The following is an 18,144-nucleotide window of genomic DNA, read 5'->3' on the forward strand; positions in this document are numbered from 1 at the left end:
TAAGGCGGCCATGACCCAAGTTTTCGATCTCATCCTGCGCGGCGGCACGGTCGTCACCCCTGGCGGCGAAGCCCAGACAGACATCGGCATCATTGGCGAGCGCATCGCCCGGATCGGGGATCTTTCCAAGGCCGCGGCGGGAGAGATTTATGGCGCGTCCGGCCTGCACATCCTGCCGGGTGTGATCGATACGCAGGTGCATTTCCGCGAGCCGGGCCTGGAATACAAGGCTGACCTTGAAACCGAGGCGCGCTCGGCCGCCCTCGGCGGTGTGGTCGCCGTGTTCGAGATGCCCAACACGAACCCCTCGACCATCACGCCCGATGCGATGCTGGACAAGCTGGCCCGCGCCAAGGGGCGGATGGACATCGACCACGCCTTCTATGCCGGGGCGACGCATGACAATGTGGCGCTGCTGCCGGAGATGGAGCGGATGCTCGGCTGCTGCGGCGTGAAGGTGTTCATGGGCGCCTCGACGGGCGATCTTCTGATCAAGGATGATGCCGGGGTGGAGGCTGTGCTGCGCGCCATCAAGCGCCGCGCCGCGTTCCATTCCGAAGATGAGTACCGCCTTGAGGAGCGCCGCAGCCTGGCGGTGACGGGCGACTGGAACAGCCATATCATCGTGCGCGATGTGGAGGCAGCGGTTTCCTCCACGCGCCGGCTGCTGCGCCTGGCGCGCAAGACCGGCAAGCGCATCCATGTGCTGCACATCTCCACTGCCGAGGAGATGGACCTTCTGGTGAATGCCAAGGATGTGGCGAGCGTGGAAGTGCTGCCCAACCATCTGACGCTGGCGGCGCCTGATTGTTATGACCGGCTGAAGGGCTTTGCCCAGCAGAACCCGCCCGTGCGCGAGGCGCGCCACCGCGAGGCGCTGTGGCGCGCGCTGAATGCCGGGATCGTGGATGTTCTGGCGACGGATCATGCGCCGCACACGATTGAAGAGAAGCAGCGGCCTTATCCGGCCAGCCCTTCGGGGATGCCGGGCGTGCAGACGCTGGTGCCGGTGATGCTGACGCATGTGCATGACGGAAAGCTCAGCCTGCAGCGCTTTGTGGAGCTGACGAGCGCGGGCCCGCAGCGCGTGTTCGGCCTGGCCGACAAGGGCCGCATTGCCGAAGGCTATCATGCCGACTTCACGATTGTGGACCTCAAGCACAAGCAGACGATCACCACGGAATGGTCGAAATCGAAATGCGGCTGGACGCAGTTTGACGGCTTTGAGGCGACCGGCTGGCCGGTGGGCACGGTGGTGCGCGGCGGCTTTGTGATGCGGGACGGCGAGATTGTGAAAAAGGGCGGCGGCCAGCCCGTGCGCTTCAACGAAACGCTGGAGCCGGCGGGTTGATCCGTATACGTTACGGATCAACCCGGTAGCCGTGGACGATCATGTCGACATAGGTGCCGGGCGGAAGGTCTTCCCATTTGCCGCACCAGTCTGGCCATTTGCAGCGCCACAGCTCGGTTACCGGGAACATGGCCACCGTCTCCGGTGGAAAGTGCAGGCCCTCCGGGGCGCCGGGCTGTCTGGCCCAGGCGGCGACCTTTTCCGGCGTGATGAGGAGTTCCTCGCTCCAGCCATCGGTGAGGCTGGTGGCCCGCATGGTGACCTTGCCGGGGCGGCGGATGATTTCATAGCGCATCCGGTGGCCGGTAAGATCTTTCTCTGCCCGGTGCATGTTGAAGCCGCCGCGGCCATTGTGCAGGTTGAACTCCAGCACGCCGTTGACCAGTTCGAAATCGAATTCGTGGCCCCAGGCCTGCGGGCCTTCGGCAAACAGCCAGAGCGGGGCATAGACGACGCCGGGCCAGATGCGGTCTATTGTGGCCTCGACCGTGTAGTGGCCCTGGGTGCGGGCACGGCGCAACTCCCGCTCCCATTTGATGGCGCCGCCGGCGCGCGCGTCCAGCCGGTGCAGCAGGGAACCGTCCGCCTGCGGAATGACGCGGTCGAAGCGGAAGGAGAAACCGCCCGGCATCTTGGACGGCTGTGGGCCGGTGATGGGGTGGTAGACCTGATCATAGTTTGACTTTTCCACCGCCGTGGAGGGAAAGCGGACAAGGCCGCCGGCGCCGCCGCCGGGCGGGGGAAGCTCCATCAGCGCGCCGAGATCCTGCCAGAGCTGGGCGGCCTCTGCCCGCTGAGCCTTTACGCGCAATTGCAGGGCGGGCACCTCCAGCGGATCCTTGGTGGTTTCGTCGCCGAACCGGATGGCGCCCAGCCTTGCTTCGTCTGCATAGATGCCGGCGGAGACTTTCTGGAGGTGTTCCAGATTTCGCTCGATGGCCGGATCGGCGGCGGGGCGATGCGTGCTGCCGGACTTTGAGAGCAGGGTGGCATCGACCGCGACCACAGACGCCACCACAAGGCCGCCGAGCACAAAGGCGCCGGCATGCGGCGCGGTTAAAGCGGATTTCTTGCGGTCTTTCATAGCGTTTGCCCCGATAAACCATGATACACCGGCGAGAAATTAACCCCAAGGGGCGCCGGAAAAACGGCGATGCACAAGCCGTGCCAGGGCGGGGTTTGCCAAGGGGCGAGACTGGCCATACCGTTGGGGTGGAAAGAGACTGACTGACCCCCAAGAGGCCCCCCATGACGTTCAGACCCGCCCTGATGATTTCCGCTGCCCTGCTGCTGGCCGCCTCTCCGGCCTTTGCGGAGGCGCGCGCCCCGCATGAGCAGAAAGCCCGCAGCCTCTATGAGGAAGCCATCGCGGTGCGCACGGCGCAGGGGCAGGGCAAGGTTCCCGAACTGGTGGCGTATCTGGTCGAGGAGCTGAAAGCGGGCGGGTTCACCGATGCCGACATTGAAGTGACCGATTACGAGAATGATGGCGAGCGGATCCAGGGCCTGATGGTCTGGTACCGGGCCGAGGAAGGCAAGGCGGCGGAGAAGCCCATCGTTTTGCTGGCGCATATGGATGTGGTCGATGCGCTGCCCGATACCTGGGAGCGCTATCCCTTCGATCTGATCGAGGAGGACGGCTATTTCTTCGGCCGGGGCACGGCGGACAACAAATATGGCGTGGTCAGCCTGATCTCTGCCTTCCTGCGGCTCAAGGAGGAGGGCTTCAAGCCTAATCGGGACCTGATCATCGCGCTGTCGGGGGACGAGGAAACCGGCATGGTGTCTACCCGCGCGCAGGCCCTATACACCGCCGAGAAGATCGACCCGGCCTATGTGCTGAATGCGGATGCGGGCGGGCTGTCGCTGGGCATGGATGGCAAGGCGCTGCTTTATGGCGTTCAGGGCTCGGAGAAGACCTATGCCACGTTTGAACTGACGGTTGACAATCCCGGTGGGCATTCGTCTGCTCCGAGGGCGGACAATGCGATCTACGAGCTGGCGGATGTTCTGAAGAAGATCGAGGCGTACAAATTCCCGGTGATGCATAGCCCGATGACGCTGGCGTCGATGAAGATTTCCGGGGCGCAGACCCCTGGGCCGCTCGGCGATGCCATGCGCGCCTTCGCCGAGAACCCGGCAGACGAGGCCGCCATCGCCGTGCTGCGGGCGGAGCCTTCGATGGTGGGCACCACGGGGACGACCTGCGTGGCCACCATGCTGCGCGCGGGGCATGCGGAGAACGCGCTGCCGCAGCGGGCGACGGCCACTGTCAATTGCCGCATCTTCCCCGGCGTCGGCATCGAGGCGACAGAGAAGACGCTGAAGGACGTGGCGGGCAATGAGAGACTGAAGATCAAGCTGATCTCGGACCTGGTGGAAAGCCCGGAATCGAAGCTGCCGGAGGAGGTGCTGGCGGCGGTGAATGTGGCGCTGGCCGCGCGCGGGCTGGAGGGGTTGACGGTGATGCCGCACATGTCGTCGGGCGGGACGGACGGGATGCACTACCGCAATCTCGGCTATGACACGCTGGGCATCGGCGGCTCGGCGGCCAAGCCGAATGACACGTTCGCTCATGGCCTGAACGAGCGCCTGTCGGTCGATGCCTTCTATTCCGGGCTCGATCACTGGTACATCATCCTGAAGGAACTCGCCGGCGGGGCAGGCTGAGGCGCAGGCAGGGGGCTTGCCCTTTGCCGCGCGCTGGGCGAGCAATCAGGCCGCAAAACAACATGAAACGGGGCGGCGTCAGACTGTCCTACGGGGAGGTTGACGTTCGCCCATGAGCAAGACTGCGCACATTCCGTTCCGCGAGGTGCCTTACCTGCCGTTGAAGCTGAAGGTGGACCGGCGCGCCGATGGCACGATCTATCTCGACAGCGGCCATCCCCTGAAGGCGCACCCGCCGCACATGCTGGCGCCGCTGGTGAAATGGGCGGCCGAGCGCCCGGGCCAGGTGTGGCTGGCCGAACGCTGGCCGGAAGACCCCGGCGCGGATGACTGGCGCCGGATGACCTATGCGGACGGTCTTGCCGCGGTGAAGCGGCTTGCGGCGGCCTTCCTCAGCGAAGGGGCCGGCCAGGACGCGCCGGTGATGATCCTGTCGAAAAACTCCATCGACAATGCGCTGGTGATGTATGGTGCGATGTGGGCGGCGAGCCCTGTGGTGCCGGTGACGCCCGCTTACGCCACGCTGAGCCAGGATCTCTTGCGCTTTGGCTATATCGACCAGCTGACCAGCCCGAAATTCATCTATGTGGAGGATGGGAAGGAATATCAGCGCGCCCTGAACAGCCTGGACCTCACAGACCGGCTGGTGATCTATTCGCGCAATGCGCCGGAGGTGCCGCGGGCTGTCAGCCTGGAGGATTTTGCCGGGCAGGCCGGGCCGGCGGTGGATGAGGCGTATGCCCGGCTGACGCCCAAAACGGTTGCCAAATACATGCTCACTTCGGGGTCCACCGGTGAACCGAAGGCGGTGATCAACACCCATGGCATGGTGGCGGCCAATGCCAAGATGATCCGCTCTGTGTGGAATGAGGAGCGCCTCGATGAGATTACCGGCGGGCCGCAGGTGATGGTGAACTTCCTGCCCTGGAGCCACACTTACGGCACCCATTCCATCCTGCACAACATGCTGGACTGGGGCGGCACGCTTTATATCTGCCAGGGCGCGCCGACGCCCGCGCGCCTTCCCGAAATGATCCGTAACCTGAAGGAAATTCCCACCACCCAGCACACCACCGTGCCCCAGGCCTGGGCGGCGCTGGCCACGGCGCTGGAACAGGATGACGAACTGGCAGAGGTGTTCTTCTCCCGCCTTGTCTCCATGGCGTATGGCGGCGCCTCGATGGGGCAGGATATCTATGAGCGCATTCAGGAAGTGGCGGTGCGCGTGACCGGGGAGCGTATCTCGCTCTCGGCGGGCTATGGCGCCACGGAAACCTCGCCGACGGCTTCCAACGTTCACTGGCCCAATGACCGGATGGGGCTGATCGGCCTGCCCCTGCCGGGCAATACGTTCAAGCTGGTGCCCACGGGCGAAAAGCTGGAACTGCGGGTGAAGGGCGTGAACGTCACGCCCGGCTATTTCCGCAATCCGGAGAAGACCGCCGAAGCCTTTGATGAGGAAGGCTATTACCGGCTGGGCGACGCGGTGAAGTTTGTTGATCCTGCCCAGCCTGAGCGCGGCCTTGCCTTTGACGGGCGCACGGTGGAGGAATTCAAGCTGGCCAGCGGCACCTGGGTTTCGGCCGGGGCGGTGCGCGTGGCGGCTGTGGCGGCGTGTGGCGGGGCGCTGTCGGATGCTGTGGTCTGCGGGCTCAACAAGGATGAGATCGGCCTGCTCGGCTTCCTCAACCTTGCCTGGTGCCAGCGGCTGGTGGGGGAGGCGTTGCCGGCCGATCAGCTGGTCACCCATCCCAAGGTTCAGGAGGCGGTGCGGGCCGGGCTTGCCGCGCATAACAAGGCCCATCCCAACGCGGCGGCCCGCATTGCGCGCATCCTTTTGCAACCTCAGGAACCGCGCGCCGATCTGGGGGAAATCACCGAGAAGGGGTATATCAACCAGTCGCGCACCCAGGCGTTGCGGGCAGACCAGCTTGACCTGCTCTATTCGGTCGCGCCTGCAGCGGCGAGACTCCTGATCTCATAGCGTTTTCGGCGGAAAATCAGTGTTTCTGGGGTAGAAACCTGCCCTTAAGGGCTCGATTCCTTATCCAAAGTGCTTAAACATGCCCCGCGGAGCGACCGGGTAACCGGAAGCTTCAGCCATTCCCCTTTGGCTTATGGGCGGGTCGCGGATAGTCAGGAAGCTCCCCTTGTTTCCTAATTGCCTGCGGCCCGCTTTGGTTTTGCGCTGGCGTCAAAACCCGCTAGGGAACGCCAGCAGCAAATTTAGGGGAGGTTCGTCCATGTCCGACACGTCCGCCGCCATGACCGGCGCCGAGGCCCTTGTTTCCACACTGGCAGATCATGGCGTTACCGCCTGTTTCGCCAATCCCGGCACTTCGGAGATGCACCTTGTCACGGCGCTTGACCGCGAGCCGCGCATCCGCTCGGTGCTGTGCCTGTTCGAGGGCGTGGCGACGGGCGCGGCGGATGGCTATGCCCGCGTTACCGGCCGCCCGGCGATGACGCTGCTGCACCTGGGCGCGGGCTTCCTCAATGGCGGGGCGAACATCCACAATGCCAAGCGCGCCTGGACGCCGATGATCAATGTGATCGGCGATCATGCCGTGCCGCATCTGCGCTATGACGCGCCGCTGACCTCCAACATCATGGGGCTGGCCGGGCCCAACTCCGTCTGGATCAAGTCGGCTGACAGCGTGGAGGCCGCGGGCGAGTTGGCAGCGGAAGCCTGGGCGGCGAGCTTTGGCCCCGTGCCGGGCCCCGTCTCGCTGATCCTGCCGGCAGACTCGGCCTGGAATGAAGGCGGCAGGCCCGGCAAGACGCGCGCCCAGCCTTTCCTGCGCGCGCCGGACGCCGCGCGGGTGGAGGCGGCGGCCAAAGCGGTGAAGGCTGCCAAGCGCCCGATGATCCTGATCAGCGGCAGCGCGCTGACCGGGCCGGGCCTTGGCCATGCGGCGCGCCTGAAGGCGGCTGGCATCCGTGTGCTGACGGATACATTCTTTCCCCGGCAGGTGCGCGGGGCGGGCATCTTTGCGCCCGAGCGGATGCAGTATTTTGCCGAAGGCGCGATGGCGGACCTTGACGGCACGGACCTGATGCTGGTGGCCGGTACGCAGGTGCCCGTGGCGTTCTTTGCCTATCCTGGCAAGCCGAGCCTGCTGGTGCCCGAAGGCTGCACGCCGCTGGTCATCGGCGGGCCGGAAAGCGACAGCGCGGCCATCCTCGAAGCGCTCGCAGATACGCTCGGCCTGACAGAGGCTGCCCCGGCGCCCACGCTGGAAATTCCCGACGCGCCCGCCGGCGCGCTGAACGCGGCCACGGTCGGCGCGTCGATTGCCCGCCATATGCCGGAGGGCACGTTTGTTTCCGATGACGGCGTTTCCAACGGGCTGCCGACTTTCCTGATGACGGGCCGGGCGCGCCCGCATGACTGGATGATGCTGACGGGCGGGGCCATCGGGCAGGGGATGCCGCTGGCGCTGGGCGCGGCGGCCGGCGCGAAGGGCCGCAAGGTGCTCTGCCTGACGGGCGATGGCGCGGGGATGTATACCAATCAGGCGCTGTGGAGCATGGCGCGGGAAGGCGTGGACGTGGTCAATGTCGTGTTCGTCAACCATTCCTACCGTATCCTGAATATCGAGCTGGCGCGCACCGGCGCGGGCAATCCCGGCCGCGTGGCCGCTGACCTGCTTGGCCTTGGCCGCCCGGAGATCGACTGGGTGAAGCTGTCGGAAGCCCAGGGCGTGCCGGCGGTGAATGCGACGACGGCGGAAGAGTTCGACGCCGCCCTCCAGCGCGCCTTCAGCGAGCCGGGGCCGCACCTCATCGCGGCGCATGTGCCGGCGCGCTGAGCTGCTTTATAACGAGAACAAAAAAGCCCCCGGAACGGGTTCCGGGGGCTTTTGTATACGGATCAGGTGGCGGACGGCTTATTCAGCCGGCGCATCTTTCTCCGCCTTTTTCGCCGGATCAAACTTCGCGAACCAGCCCATCACATTGTCGGTCTGGGCGATGAGGCGGCTGGGGCGGCTGGTGATGTTGTGGGGCGCGCCGGGAATGCGGATGAGGGCGGTTTCCACGCCGTTCATCTTGAGGCCCGTGTAGAACTGTTCGGCCTCCCAGGCGGGGGTGCGGAAATCTTCCTCGCCCACCAGCAGCATCGTCGGCGTCGTCACCTTGTTCACAAAGCTGATCGGCGAGCGTTTGAGGAAGGCGTCCGGATCGGTCCACGGGTCGGCGCGTATCCAATGGCGGCGGACATATTGGGCAATATCTGCGGCCAGCGCCATCGTGTACCAGTTGATCACCGGCTTGGCCGACACGGCGGCGGCAAAGCGATCGGTCTTGGTGACGATCCAGGCGGTGAGGATGCCCCCGCCCGATCCTCCGGTCACGAACAACCGGTCCTTGCTGACATAGTTGCGGCGGATGAGTTCATCCACCACGCTCATCAGGTCGTCATAGTCATAGCCGGGATAGGCAAGGTCGATGGCGAGGGCAAAGTCTTCGCCATAGCCGGTCGAGCCGCGCGGGTTTGACCAGACGGTGACATAGCCTTCGGCCGCATAGCGCTGAATCTCGCTGGCGAAATAAGGGCCATACATCGCGTAGGGGCCGCCATGGATTTCCAGGATCATCGGGAAGCTGCCATCGGCCTTGAAGTCTGGCGGCAGGGCCACCCAGGCTTCGATCTCCAGCCCGTCATGGCTGGAGGGCACCTTGATCTCTTCGACGCGCGCCATTTCCAGATAGGGGAGGATGTCGTCGTTCAGCGCGGTGAGCACCTTGGCGCCCTTGCCGTCGATGCCGGCGGAGGCAATCTCGGACGGGCGCTCAGCAAAGCCGGCGGTATAGGCGATCAGCGGGTTTTTCCCTCCGCTGACGGAGAAGCTGCCCGAGGCATAGGGGCGGCCAAGGGAGGTGCCGCCGATATCGGTGACGAGCCGGGTCACGGCCCCGCCGGTGGTGATGCGGAAGAGGCTCAGCACACCATGATCTTCGGACAATACCAGCAGGCTCTTGCCATCGGGCGCCCACACGGTCTGGTCCACGCTGCCGGGAAAGTCTGCAGCGATCTCGCGCGCGCCGCTGCCATCGGCATTCATCAGATAGAGATTATCCTGCTGATAGGACAGCACCTTGTCGTCATAGCCGCGATAGGCGATCGTCTTGCCGTCCGGCGAAACAACGGGGGCGTAATCCGGCCCGTCCCGGTTTGTCAGAGGACGGATGGAAAGATCGCTGAGGCTGATGGCGTAGATCTCGCTCTCGATGGGATCGAGCTCGTGGTCTTCGGCCAGGTTTCCGGACACCAGCAGGGTGGTGTTGTCCAGCCATTCCGGTCCGCCCAGGTCTGTTTCCTCAAAGCTTACCTGGCGCGGCGTGCCGCCATCCACCGGGAGGACGAAGATCTGCGTGGTGCCGTATTCGAGATAGCCGCTCCCATCAAAGCGGAACTGCAGGCGATCAAACACCTTGACCGGATCGCTCCATTTGCCGCCTTCGGGCGTTGCCGGGGACTTGGCAAAGCTCGGCGTTTCTCCGGGTACGAACATCGAGAAGGCGATGAACTTGCCGTCCGGCGACCAGACCGCTTGCGAGGGGGCCTGCAGGAACTGGGCCAGCGGATGGCTGCGGCCGGTATCGGGATAGTAGACGCGCATTTCCGGCTTGCCGCCATTGCTGGCGGAATAGACCAGGCGTGAGCCATCGGGCGACCAGCGGGGGCTGGAGGCGCCTTCGGGGCTGACGATCAGCGGGCGGTGGTTGCCAGTGGCCGTGTCGATGCTCCAGAGCTGGCCAATGTCGCGGTCGGTCAACCGGTCCATCGCGCGGCGGACATAGACAATGGTTTTCCCGTCCGGCGAAATCTGCGGATCGGTGGCGTATTCCATGTCGAACACGCGCTCTGCCGTGAAGCGCTTGGACGGCGTCTTGTCTTTCTTTGTGTCGGCAATTGCCGGCGTGACCGCCAGCAGAAGCGACAGGCTGGCTGCGGCCAGTATGCGCAATTTCATCGGAAACCCCTCCTTCAGTCGTGTGCAGAGGGCGTAACATGCTGAAAGCATGGAGGATAGCGCTGCGGCAATCCGGGCTTGCGATTCGGCGGCGCCGAACGCATATAGCCCTCGGAGGCAGGCGGCGGACGAGCCGCTCGCCAATCGGGTCAGGCGGGGAACCGAGCAGCCCTAACGAGTTTCCGCTCGGGTCGTTTGCCTGTCTCCACCCTTTCCCCCTTCCTCTGCCGCCACCGCCCGCACCACGGCGGTTTCCTTCAGCAGGGGATGCTCGGCCAGATCCGACACGGATATATAGACTGCGCCCAGCCGCGTGCTCTTGGCCGGCAGGGCGTCTTCGCCCAGCGCCTCGGACATCGCCCGCCAGACCAGTTCGGTGCAGTAGAGGCTCGTATCGGTCTCCAGCGAAAAGGACCGGTCGAAGGGGCGCCCCACGGCGGCTTCGGCATAGGCGAGATAGGCGGCGCGCGCCGGGCCGGTGAGATCGATCTGGTAGAGGCCAAGCTCGCTGACATCGGAGAGATAGCCGGCAAGGCTGACGCGGACGACCTTGCCCGTCTGCCGGGGCGCGCCGGTATCGGCATGGATCACCGAGAGGCTGCCATCGGGATTGGCCACCGCGATGCCGACATGGCCCCAGCGTTTATCGCCCTGCGACCAGATGGCCGCGATCTGGGTGCCTGTGCCGGTGCCTGCCCCCTTGAACAGGAGGTCGCCCGCCTGGACCGGGGGCAGGGCTGAGGGAAGGATCTCGGCGCTCGCGGCGCCCGCAACCAGCAGGCAGGCCAGCGCGGGGGCTATTTGGCGAAGCAATTGGAGAGCACGGCGCTGCCCGGCAGGGAGATCGACTCATAGATGAGCGTCATGGCGTCATCGATGGTCGGGGCAGAAGACAGCGTGTCGGCCACCAGTATGGCGTCGGCTTCCGACATGAATTCGCCGGTGGGCTCTTCATATACTTCGTCCCAGCCTTCCCAGGTGATGGAATCGGCGATGCAGGCACAGTCTTCGGCATAGTAACCGCTCCCCGCGCCTGCGGCGATGGCCGCTTCATGCCGGGCCACCAGCGCGGGGCAGGCATTGTGGGCCCGCGCCTGCTGCGTGGTGTGAACGTCGGTAAACTGGGCGAGGGCGGGCATTGCAACGGCAAGGCCCGCAAGAGCGGCGATCAGATATTTCATGTGTGCGTCCCAGGCAGGTAAAGTGCGCTGAGGCTACACCTGAGCGGCGGCGGGGCGCAATTGACCGAATATCCTTTGGCCGAGTTTCTTTGACTGGCCGGTCACTGGCTGTTCAAACAGGCTGAAGCTCGCCCAGGCGACAAGCGTGCAGCCCAGCAGGATGAGGGGCAGGGCAATCGCATTGTCCAGCAGGCCGGGCATGGCAACCCGGCCCCAGACCAGGCCGAAGAAGTTGGCCGACAGCATGTGCGTCAGATAGAGCGAGTAGGACCAGTCCCCGAGCCGCACGGGCAGGCCGGTCAATTTCCAGTTCTGGCGCAGTTCGATGGAGGCCGCGCCATAGGTCAGCAGCGCCGCGCTTGGCAGGAAGAGAATGACCCGGGCGCGGTCATGGGTCATGAAGCCGCCGGTGTCGGCGCCCAGCGCGCCGTTCACATAGAGGGTCATGCCGATGATCAGGGCTGCGACGCCCGCTGCCAGGGCCGGCACGCCCAGTGCGCCTTTTGTCGACCGCCAGAGGAAGGCGGCCACCGCCCCTGCCAGGAATTCGAACACCATAGGATGCGTCACAATCCGCAGGATCGGCTCTTCGCCGCGCGAGGGGTTGAGAATCAGGCCGAGGCCGACGGCCACCGTGCCCCAGAGAATCAGGAGCGGCAGACGGCGGCGCTCGCCCAGCGGCATCATCAGCAGCACCGCGAAGAAGATGTAGAAATACATCTCGTGAATCAGCGTCCAGCCGGTCTGGAGCAGCGGGCTCTCGGTTTTGGGAATCAGCAGGTAATCCTTGAGCAGGCTGATCTCCTGCTGGGTGCCGCCATAGACCAGTTCCGGGCGGAACAGCCAGATCGGCACCAGCGCCGACAGGCAGAGCCACCACAAAGGATAGATTCACGTGGCGCGCGACCAGAGAAATTTGCCGGCATCCTTGAGGCCCCCCAGCGTATTGTGGGACACCAGCACCATGACGAAGCCGGACAGGACGAAGAAAAGATCGACGCCCCAGTCGCCGATATCGGTCCATGGGCCGAGAATGTGGCCGATTCCCCGCTTGGCCTCGATGTCCTCGATATGCACGAGCAGCACCATATAGGCGGCAATGGCCCGCAGCACTTGCAAGTTATTGAGCTTCATTCGAGGTGTCCCCACACGAACCGGGCCTGTTGTTACTGGCGGCCATCTGGTAAAAAGTGCAATAGCCATGCCATCCCGGACGGCCGGGGGGAGCATGGCTGAGAGAATTCGGGAGGGTCTCAGACGGGCCCGAAACGCCTGAAAACACTGGACGATCCGGCGCGCGTTAAGAGTTTGTTCACCGGTTTTCCACGCCTTCTTGACGGAATTGCGAATTGGGGCGTTGACCCGAAATTAACCTTCGGACACTATATCTTGTGTCGGGGCAAAGGGGTGAGACCACATCTGGTTTAACTCCCGCGATATCCCTATATCTGCAGGAACATCGAGGAGGGTCGCCATGTCGGCAACCAACGCTAAATCCGTCGCCGCTGAAGCCGCTCGCAAGGGCAAGCCGAAGGCGGGTGCGGGCGCGAAAGTGGCGCTCGTGCCGGTCAACCAGGTCGTGACTGATCCGTCCCGCGATTCTCTGCTGACCGATTTCGGCAAGAAGACGCTCGATGACCGCTACCTGCTGCCGGGCGAGACCTATCAGGACATGTTCGCGCGCGTTGCCACGGCCTTTGCCGACGATGCCGCCCATGCCCAGCGCATCTATGACTATATCTCCAAGCTCTGGTTCATGCCGGCGACCCCGGTGCTGTCGAATGGCGGCGCCGATCGCGGCCTGCCGATTTCCTGCTTCCTCAACCAGGTGGGCGATTCGCTCGACAATATCGTCGAGACCTGGACGGAGAATGTCTGGCTGGCGTCCAATGGCGGCGGCATCGGCACCTATTGGGGCAATGTGCGCTCCATCGGGGAGAAGGTTGGCCAGAACGGGCAGACCTCGGGCATCATCCCTTTCATCCGCGTGATGGATTCGCTGACCCTCGCGATCAGCCAGGGCTCTCTGCGCCGTGGCTCGGCCGCCTGCTATCTCGACATCCATCACCCGGAAATCGAGGAATTCCTCGAAATCCGCAAAGCGTCCGGAGACTTCAACCGCAAGTCCCTGAACCTGCACCATGGCCTCAACATCACCGACGCCTTCATGGAAGCGGTGCGCAATGATGAAGAGTTCGGCCTGATCTCGCCCAAATCCGGCGAAGTGCTGAAATACGTCAACGCCCGCAAGCTGTGGCAGAAGATCCTCGAGCTGCGGATGCAGACCGGCGAGCCCTACCTCCTGTTCACCGACACCGTGAACAATGCCATGCCGGCCCACCAGAAGCGCCTTGGCCTGAAGGTTACCCAGTCGAACCTCTGCTCGGAAATCACCCTGCCGACCGGCATTGACCATCGCGGCCAGGATCGCACGGCGGTGTGCTGCCTTTCCTCGGTCAATGCCGAGACGTTCCTGGAATGGTCGAAAGAGCCGATGTTCCTGGAAGACATCTTCCGCTTCCTCGACAATGTGCTGGAAGACTTCATCCAGCGCGCCCCGCCGGAAATGGCCCGCGCGGTCTACTCCGCCAAGCGCGAGCGCTCGGTTGGCCTCGGCGTGATGGGCTTCCACTCCTTCCTGCAGGCGATGAACGTCTCGCTGGAAAGCGCGACCGCCAAGGCGCTGAACCTCAAGATCTTCAAGCATATCCGCCAGGGCGCGGACGCAGCTTCGGTGAAGCTCGCCAAGGAGCGTGGCCCCTGCGAGGACGCCCGCGATGTCGGCATGATGGCGCGCTTCTCCAACAAGCTCGCCGTTGCGCCCACCGCGTCGATCTCGATCATCTGCGGCGGCACCTCGGCCGGCATCGAGCCGATCCCGGCCAATGTCTACACCCACAAGACCCTCTCGGGCTCCTTCACGGTGAAGAACAAGCAGCTGCAGGAACTCCTGCAGTCGAAGGATCTCGACACCGATGAGGTGTGGACCTCGATCCTCGAGCATGAGGGCTCGGTGCAGCATCTCGATTGCCTGACGCAGGACGAGAAGGACATCTACAAGACCGCCTTTGAACTCGACCAGCGCTGGATCATCGAGCTGGCGGCCGACCGCACGCCCTTCATCTGCCAGTCCCAGTCGCTCAACCTCTTCCTGCCGGGCGACATCAACAAATGGGATCTGCACATGCTGCACTGGACGGCATGGGAGCGCGGCCTGAAATCGCTTTACTATTGCCGCTCCAAATCGGTGCAGCGCGCTGCCTTCGCCGGATCGGAAAAGATCGAGGGCGAGAAGCTGGAAGTCGAGAGCACCGATTATGACGAGTGCCTCGCCTGCCAGTAAGGGCGGCCTCAGTTAATTGATTTCCATCAAGGGGCGTTTGCCGTTAACGGCAGACGCCCTTCCTCATTGGGGGAGGTAAACCCCGGCGCCGCCTTGGTTTTGCCTATTTTCTCAACGTGTTAATGCAAATCTGCGCCCTGCCGTGGGGGCAGGAATGTCAAAATTTTTTTTTAAATCCGGAACCTGTAGCGATTTCTGCAGAAAGGGATGGGCGGGCAATCTGTTAATCAATTCTGGCCGAAATCTGTGTTGGGATCGATTTCTCTTCATGATATTGGAACTCATAGGGGCGAACTTCGTTACAGAAGCAGTGGCGAGGTTCTACCTTGAGAGGCGTTCGAGCGATGATGATTGCATTTGCAACCAGTCTTGCATCTTTGGCCTGCCAGGGCTGTGTCTCCGGCGATGTGGCCGGGCATGCCTACGCAGAAGCTGCGACCGAACCCTCGCTGGGTATGATGCTGGCCGTTCCGGGCCGGATCGGCGCAGGCCCGATGAACACGCCTTCCGAAGAAGCCTCTGCGGCGCTGGCCGCTTCGGCGACCACCACCGTCATCACGCCGCTGACCAGCGCGGATGCCCCGGTCAGCGTGGTTGCCCTGTCCGGTCCGCAGCCCGCCTTCAGCCTTACCGGCTCGGGCACCTCCAGCCTGTCGGTGGTTGATTCCAACCTTGCCTGGACCGGCAGTTCGGCCCTGTCGCGCGTTGCCGCCGATCTGGCGACGCGCCGCGCGGGCCGCCCGGTGGAGATGGTGCAGGATATGTCGCTCGGCCTCTCTATCGCCGCGCCTGCCTCGCGCACCGGCCTCGCCTTTGACGTTGGCCTTGCCCCGCGCGTTGCCATCCGCGATGAGGGCGATCTCACCAGCCAGCGTTTCGGCGGTGAAGTGCGCTTCGGTCAGGGCCTGAACCTGACGAACAATAATGGACAGCCGGAAGGCTGGTATCTCTTCGTCGGGGCGGACGGCGAAGCGCTCGTCTGGGATAATTCGGACTCCACGCCGTCGCTGTCGGATGTCTTCGATGTGCAGGTCACCGATCAGGTCACTGTGGGGGATCTGCAGGCCGGCGTGTCGATCCAGCGGGCAGGGGGCGAGTTGTCCTTCAGCTATATCCGCCGCGAGATGAAGTTTGACGACCGCAACCGCAGCCTCAAGGATACCGAGGATTTCGCGGGCATCACCTTCACGATGCGCCGCTGAGCAGGGCTGCCGCCAGCACCAACAAGGCAGATCGCCTTGAGGCTTCGGACCGTTAGGCAATCAGTATACTGAAAAATATGGTATCCCGTGCCTGGCGTTTTTGCCGTATGAGTCAGCTTTCCCGCGCCAGGGTTTTGCACGCTCAGGGAAAATCAACCGGGCGCAGCCGTTCTGGCGTGACGCGCCAGAAGGCTTCGGCTTCTGTGCCAATGGCAGAGAGAACCGGGTCTATCTCATCGGACCTCACCACCGCGCGCAGGGCGATTGCTGTTGCCTCAATGCAGTTGTCAGGCGTCAGATTGTGATGCGGCCGCAGGGCTTTTGCCTCGGCAGTCTGCGCCTCGCGGTTGCCCCAGGGCGATGGGGCTTCCGGATGCCAGCGGTAGAGGAAGATGGCGCGCACAACACTGGGCAGGGCATCGGCAAATCGCAGCGCCTGGTCCACAGTCAGGCGCCGTCGGAAGGCCAGCAGCACGCCTTCAATGGCGGTGTAGGCGGAATTGTTGCTGACGAGATCCATTTCCTCTCTGGCGACTTCAAGGAAGCGTTGCCATTCGGCGCTGGCATGTCGGTAGGTCCACGGCATTGGCATGCCTAACTGATATATCCCTCCGCCGCGCTGCCCATGTGGTCGCTCGCCGCAATTCGTGGCAAGCCAACAGCTCAGGGATTCCTTTTCAGTAAGCAGGGCAGGCTGGGCAATGGCTGAGAAAGAACTGGCAGAGACCCCCGAAAAGCAGTCAAGCGAGCCCCCCGCCACCACGCGCAGCGGGGAGTTTGGCTGGCGGGTGTTTGTGGATGCCGCTGTGCCGCCGGCGGCGGCCATTATCTGTTTTGCGGCTGGTGTGCTGTTGCTGCTCTCGGCCTCCCAGCCAAACCTGGCGGGGCGGATGGGCGATCTGCTCGCCGTGCTGCCCCTGCCTCTGGTGGAGGTGTCTCATTTCGTTGCCTCGCTGCTGGGGATGCTGCTTCTGTTCCTGGCGGCGGGCCTCTGGCGGCGGATTGATACGGCCTGGTGGGCGGCGATCCTTGTGCTGCTGGCAGGCGCGGCTTTCTCCCTGCTGAAGGCGCTGCATTGGGAAGAAGCCCTTGCGCTGGCGCTGATCGCGGGGGCGCTGATGCCGCTGCGCCGCTCCTTCTATCGCCGGGGCCATATGTCGGACGGGCTGCTTTCGCTGCCCAGCCTGATTGCCATCTTCGCGGTTACCGGCCTTGCCATCTGGGGTCTGCTGGCGGCCTATGAGAATGTTCCTTATCAGGATGACCTCTGGTGGACCTTCCTGCGCGATTCCGATGCGCCGCGCTCCATGCGCGCGCTGGCGGGCGCCGTGATGCTTGGCTGCATCGTGGCCGCCTGGCAGATCATCGGTGTGCGGCAGAGCCAGAAGGCTGCCGGCCACACGGCCGCAGACCTTGCCAGGGCAGAGGCCATCTTTGCCGCCGCGCGCGAAGGCCATCCCGATGCCAATCTGATGTTTGTGGGCGACAAGTCCTTCGTGTTCACGCCTTCGGGCAAAAGCTTCGTCATGTATGGCCGGCGCGGGGGCCTCTGGATCGCCATGGGCAATCCGGTGGGCCCGGCAGAGGAACACGCAGAAGCCCTGATCGCCTTCCATGAAGCGGCCGATCATGCGGGCAAGTCTCCGGTCATCTACGGCGCCAGCGGCGATCTGCTGCCTGCGCTGGTCGATCTGGGGTACACCATCCGCAAGATCGGGGAGGCGGCCTGCATCGATGTGCCGGGGTTCAGCCTGGAGGGCTCTTCCCGCGCGCGGCTGCGCCAGGCGCGCAACCGGGCGCTGCGCGATGGCTGGCGGGTGGAGGTCATCATGCCGGGTGGCCCGGTCCCCTGGGAAGCGCTGCGCCAGATCTCGGACGCCTGGCTGAAGGCGCATTCGGGCACCGAGAAGGCTTTCTCGCTCGGCCGCTATGACGAGGCCTACCTGGCCCGCTTCCCCATTGCCATCGTGCGGCAGGAAGGAGGGGGCGGGCCGCCGGTGGCCTTCGCCTCGCTCTGGCCAGCGCCGGGCGGCCGGGAGATCGCGGTGGACCTGATGCGCCATGGCCCGGACGCGCCCAATGGCGTGATGGATTTCCTGTTCCTGGAGGTGACGCTCTGGGCCAAGACGCAAGGGGTGGAGGTTTTCGATCTTGGCATGGCGCCGCTCTCGGGCCTGCGGCCGGGGCGCTATTCGCCCGCGCTCACCAATGTTGGCCAGATCGCCTATGACCGGGGTGAGAGCCTTTACGGCTTCCGGGGCCTGCGGGCTTACAAGTCGAAATTTGCGCCGGACTGGCAGCCTCTCTTCATCGCCGCCCCGCCCAGGGTGTCGCTGCCCTTTGCGCTGATGGCGGTCGCCTTGCTCACTTCGGGCGGGCTGCTGGGGCTGATTCTGCCCGGATCGTCGGCCAGATGATT

Annotated in this window: 11 protein-coding genes, 1 other RNA gene and 2 pseudogenes; 8 read left to right on the plus strand and 6 right to left on the minus strand. The window is 64.1% G+C overall.

Going from position 1 to position 18,144, the window contains the following annotated elements:
- The first annotated feature begins 10 nt into the window (after positions 1-10).
- On the plus strand, positions 11-1,351 hold the full coding sequence (locus ACQKI2_RS03910) for a dihydroorotase (protein ID WP_427378411.1): 1,341 nt from the start codon (positions 11-13) through the stop codon (positions 1,349-1,351).
- A gap of 10 nt (positions 1,352-1,361) precedes the next feature.
- Here the strand turns inward: ACQKI2_RS03910 and ACQKI2_RS03915 are convergent, their stop codons facing one another.
- Positions 1,362-2,435, minus strand: a complete 1,074-nt coding sequence (locus ACQKI2_RS03915; protein ID WP_427378412.1) for a hypothetical protein — start codon at positions 2,433-2,435, stop codon at positions 1,362-1,364.
- 164 nt (positions 2,436-2,599) lie between these two features.
- Between ACQKI2_RS03915 and ACQKI2_RS03920 the strand changes: the two genes are divergently transcribed.
- The 3 genes from ACQKI2_RS03920 to ACQKI2_RS03930 all read left to right on the plus strand — a co-directional run bounded on the left by ACQKI2_RS03920 (position 2,600) and on the right by ACQKI2_RS03930 (position 7,833).
- Positions 2,600-4,021: a M20/M25/M40 family metallo-hydrolase gene (locus ACQKI2_RS03920; protein WP_427378413.1), complete on the plus strand. Its 1,422-nt coding sequence runs from the start codon at positions 2,600-2,602 to the stop codon at positions 4,019-4,021.
- A 112-nt stretch (positions 4,022-4,133) separates the two neighbouring features.
- Positions 4,134-6,005 carry a feruloyl-CoA synthase gene (locus tag ACQKI2_RS03925; protein WP_427378414.1) on the plus strand — a complete coding sequence of 624 codons (1,872 nt, stop codon included), beginning with the start codon at positions 4,134-4,136 and terminating at the stop codon, positions 6,003-6,005.
- Positions 6,006-6,285: 280 nt separating this feature from the next.
- Entirely contained in the window at positions 6,286-7,833 is a 1,548-nt protein-coding gene (locus ACQKI2_RS03930; protein ID WP_427378658.1) for an acetolactate synthase large subunit, read from the plus strand.
- A gap of 78 nt (positions 7,834-7,911) precedes the next feature.
- Here the strand turns inward: ACQKI2_RS03930 and ACQKI2_RS03935 are convergent, their stop codons facing one another.
- Positions 7,912-9,999, minus strand: coding sequence for a prolyl oligopeptidase family serine peptidase (locus ACQKI2_RS03935; protein ID WP_427378415.1), 2,088 nt, complete (start codon positions 9,997-9,999; stop codon positions 7,912-7,914).
- Between the two features lie 115 nt (positions 10,000-10,114).
- Here ACQKI2_RS03935 and ffs point away from each other — a divergent pair.
- Positions 10,115-10,207: signal recognition particle sRNA small type (gene ffs / locus ACQKI2_RS03940), an RNA gene on the plus strand.
- A gap of 191 nt (positions 10,208-10,398) precedes the next feature.
- Here the strand turns inward: ffs and ACQKI2_RS03945 are convergent.
- From ACQKI2_RS03945 to ACQKI2_RS03955, 3 genes and pseudogenes are all read right to left on the minus strand, one after another.
- Positions 10,399-10,812 (minus strand): annotated as a pseudogene (locus tag ACQKI2_RS03945) (hypothetical protein); the annotation flags it as partial.
- Complete coding sequence (locus tag ACQKI2_RS03950) at positions 10,797-11,180, minus strand: hypothetical protein (protein WP_427378416.1); 384 nt, start codon at positions 11,178-11,180, stop codon at positions 10,797-10,799. The gene ACQKI2_RS03950 and the pseudogene ACQKI2_RS03945, both read right to left, overlap by 16 nt.
- A gap of 33 nt (positions 11,181-11,213) precedes the next feature.
- Positions 11,214-12,410 (minus strand): annotated as a pseudogene (locus ACQKI2_RS03955) (acyltransferase family protein).
- 244 nt (positions 12,411-12,654) lie between these two features.
- Here ACQKI2_RS03955 and ACQKI2_RS03960 point away from each other — a divergent pair.
- Both ACQKI2_RS03960 and ACQKI2_RS03965 read left to right on the plus strand, forming a co-directional pair.
- Positions 12,655-14,523, plus strand: coding sequence for a ribonucleoside-diphosphate reductase subunit alpha (locus ACQKI2_RS03960; protein ID WP_427378417.1), 1,869 nt, complete (start codon positions 12,655-12,657; stop codon positions 14,521-14,523).
- A gap of 344 nt (positions 14,524-14,867) precedes the next feature.
- Positions 14,868-15,725 (plus strand): lipid A-modifier LpxR family protein, encoded by an 858-nt coding sequence (locus ACQKI2_RS03965; RefSeq protein ID WP_427378418.1) that lies wholly within the window; start codon positions 14,868-14,870, stop codon positions 15,723-15,725.
- A 142-nt stretch (positions 15,726-15,867) separates the two neighbouring features.
- On the opposite strand, the gene ACQKI2_RS03970 is transcribed toward ACQKI2_RS03965, so the two are convergent.
- Positions 15,868-16,317 (minus strand): DUF2267 domain-containing protein, encoded by a 450-nt coding sequence (locus ACQKI2_RS03970; protein WP_427378419.1) that lies wholly within the window; start codon positions 16,315-16,317, stop codon positions 15,868-15,870.
- A gap of 109 nt (positions 16,318-16,426) precedes the next feature.
- On the opposite strand from ACQKI2_RS03970, the gene ACQKI2_RS03975 reads away from it, so the two are divergent.
- Positions 16,427-18,142, plus strand: coding sequence for a phosphatidylglycerol lysyltransferase domain-containing protein (locus ACQKI2_RS03975; protein WP_427378420.1), 1,716 nt, complete (start codon positions 16,427-16,429; stop codon positions 18,140-18,142).
- Positions 18,143-18,144: the final 2 nt, after the last annotated feature.

The sequence above is a fragment of the Hyphomonas sp. NPDC076881 genome (assembly GCF_050269995.1).
In the GTDB taxonomy this organism is placed as follows: Bacteria; Pseudomonadota; Alphaproteobacteria; order Caulobacterales; family Hyphomonadaceae; genus Hyphomonas.

What these genes read in the sequence shown, in the direction of transcription:
- ACQKI2_RS03960 (WP_427378417.1), top strand. Translation starts at nt 12,655, where the DNA reads ATGTCGGCAACCAACGCTAAATCCGTCGCCGCTGAAGCCGCTCGCAAG.
- ACQKI2_RS03975 (WP_427378420.1), top strand. Translation starts at nt 16,427, where the DNA reads ATGGCTGAGAAAGAACTGGCAGAGACCCCCGAAAAGCAGTCAAGCGAG.
- ACQKI2_RS03910 (WP_427378411.1), top strand. Translation starts at nt 11, where the DNA reads ATGACCCAAGTTTTCGATCTCATCCTGCGCGGCGGCACGGTCGTCACC.
- ACQKI2_RS03935 (WP_427378415.1), bottom strand. Translation starts at nt 9,999, where the DNA reads ATGAAATTGCGCATACTGGCCGCAGCCAGCCTGTCGCTTCTGCTGGCG.
- ACQKI2_RS03920 (WP_427378413.1), top strand. Translation starts at nt 2,600, where the DNA reads ATGACGTTCAGACCCGCCCTGATGATTTCCGCTGCCCTGCTGCTGGCC.
- ACQKI2_RS03950 (WP_427378416.1), bottom strand. Translation starts at nt 11,180, where the DNA reads ATGAAATATCTGATCGCCGCTCTTGCGGGCCTTGCCGTTGCAATGCCC.
- ACQKI2_RS03930 (WP_427378658.1), top strand. Translation starts at nt 6,286, where the DNA reads ATGACCGGCGCCGAGGCCCTTGTTTCCACACTGGCAGATCATGGCGTT.
- ACQKI2_RS03970 (WP_427378419.1), bottom strand. Translation starts at nt 16,317, where the DNA reads ATGCCAATGCCGTGGACCTACCGACATGCCAGCGCCGAATGGCAACGC.
- ACQKI2_RS03965 (WP_427378418.1), top strand. Translation starts at nt 14,868, where the DNA reads ATGATGATTGCATTTGCAACCAGTCTTGCATCTTTGGCCTGCCAGGGC.
- ACQKI2_RS03925 (WP_427378414.1), top strand. Translation starts at nt 4,134, where the DNA reads ATGAGCAAGACTGCGCACATTCCGTTCCGCGAGGTGCCTTACCTGCCG.
- ACQKI2_RS03915 (WP_427378412.1), bottom strand. Translation starts at nt 2,435, where the DNA reads ATGAAAGACCGCAAGAAATCCGCTTTAACCGCGCCGCATGCCGGCGCC.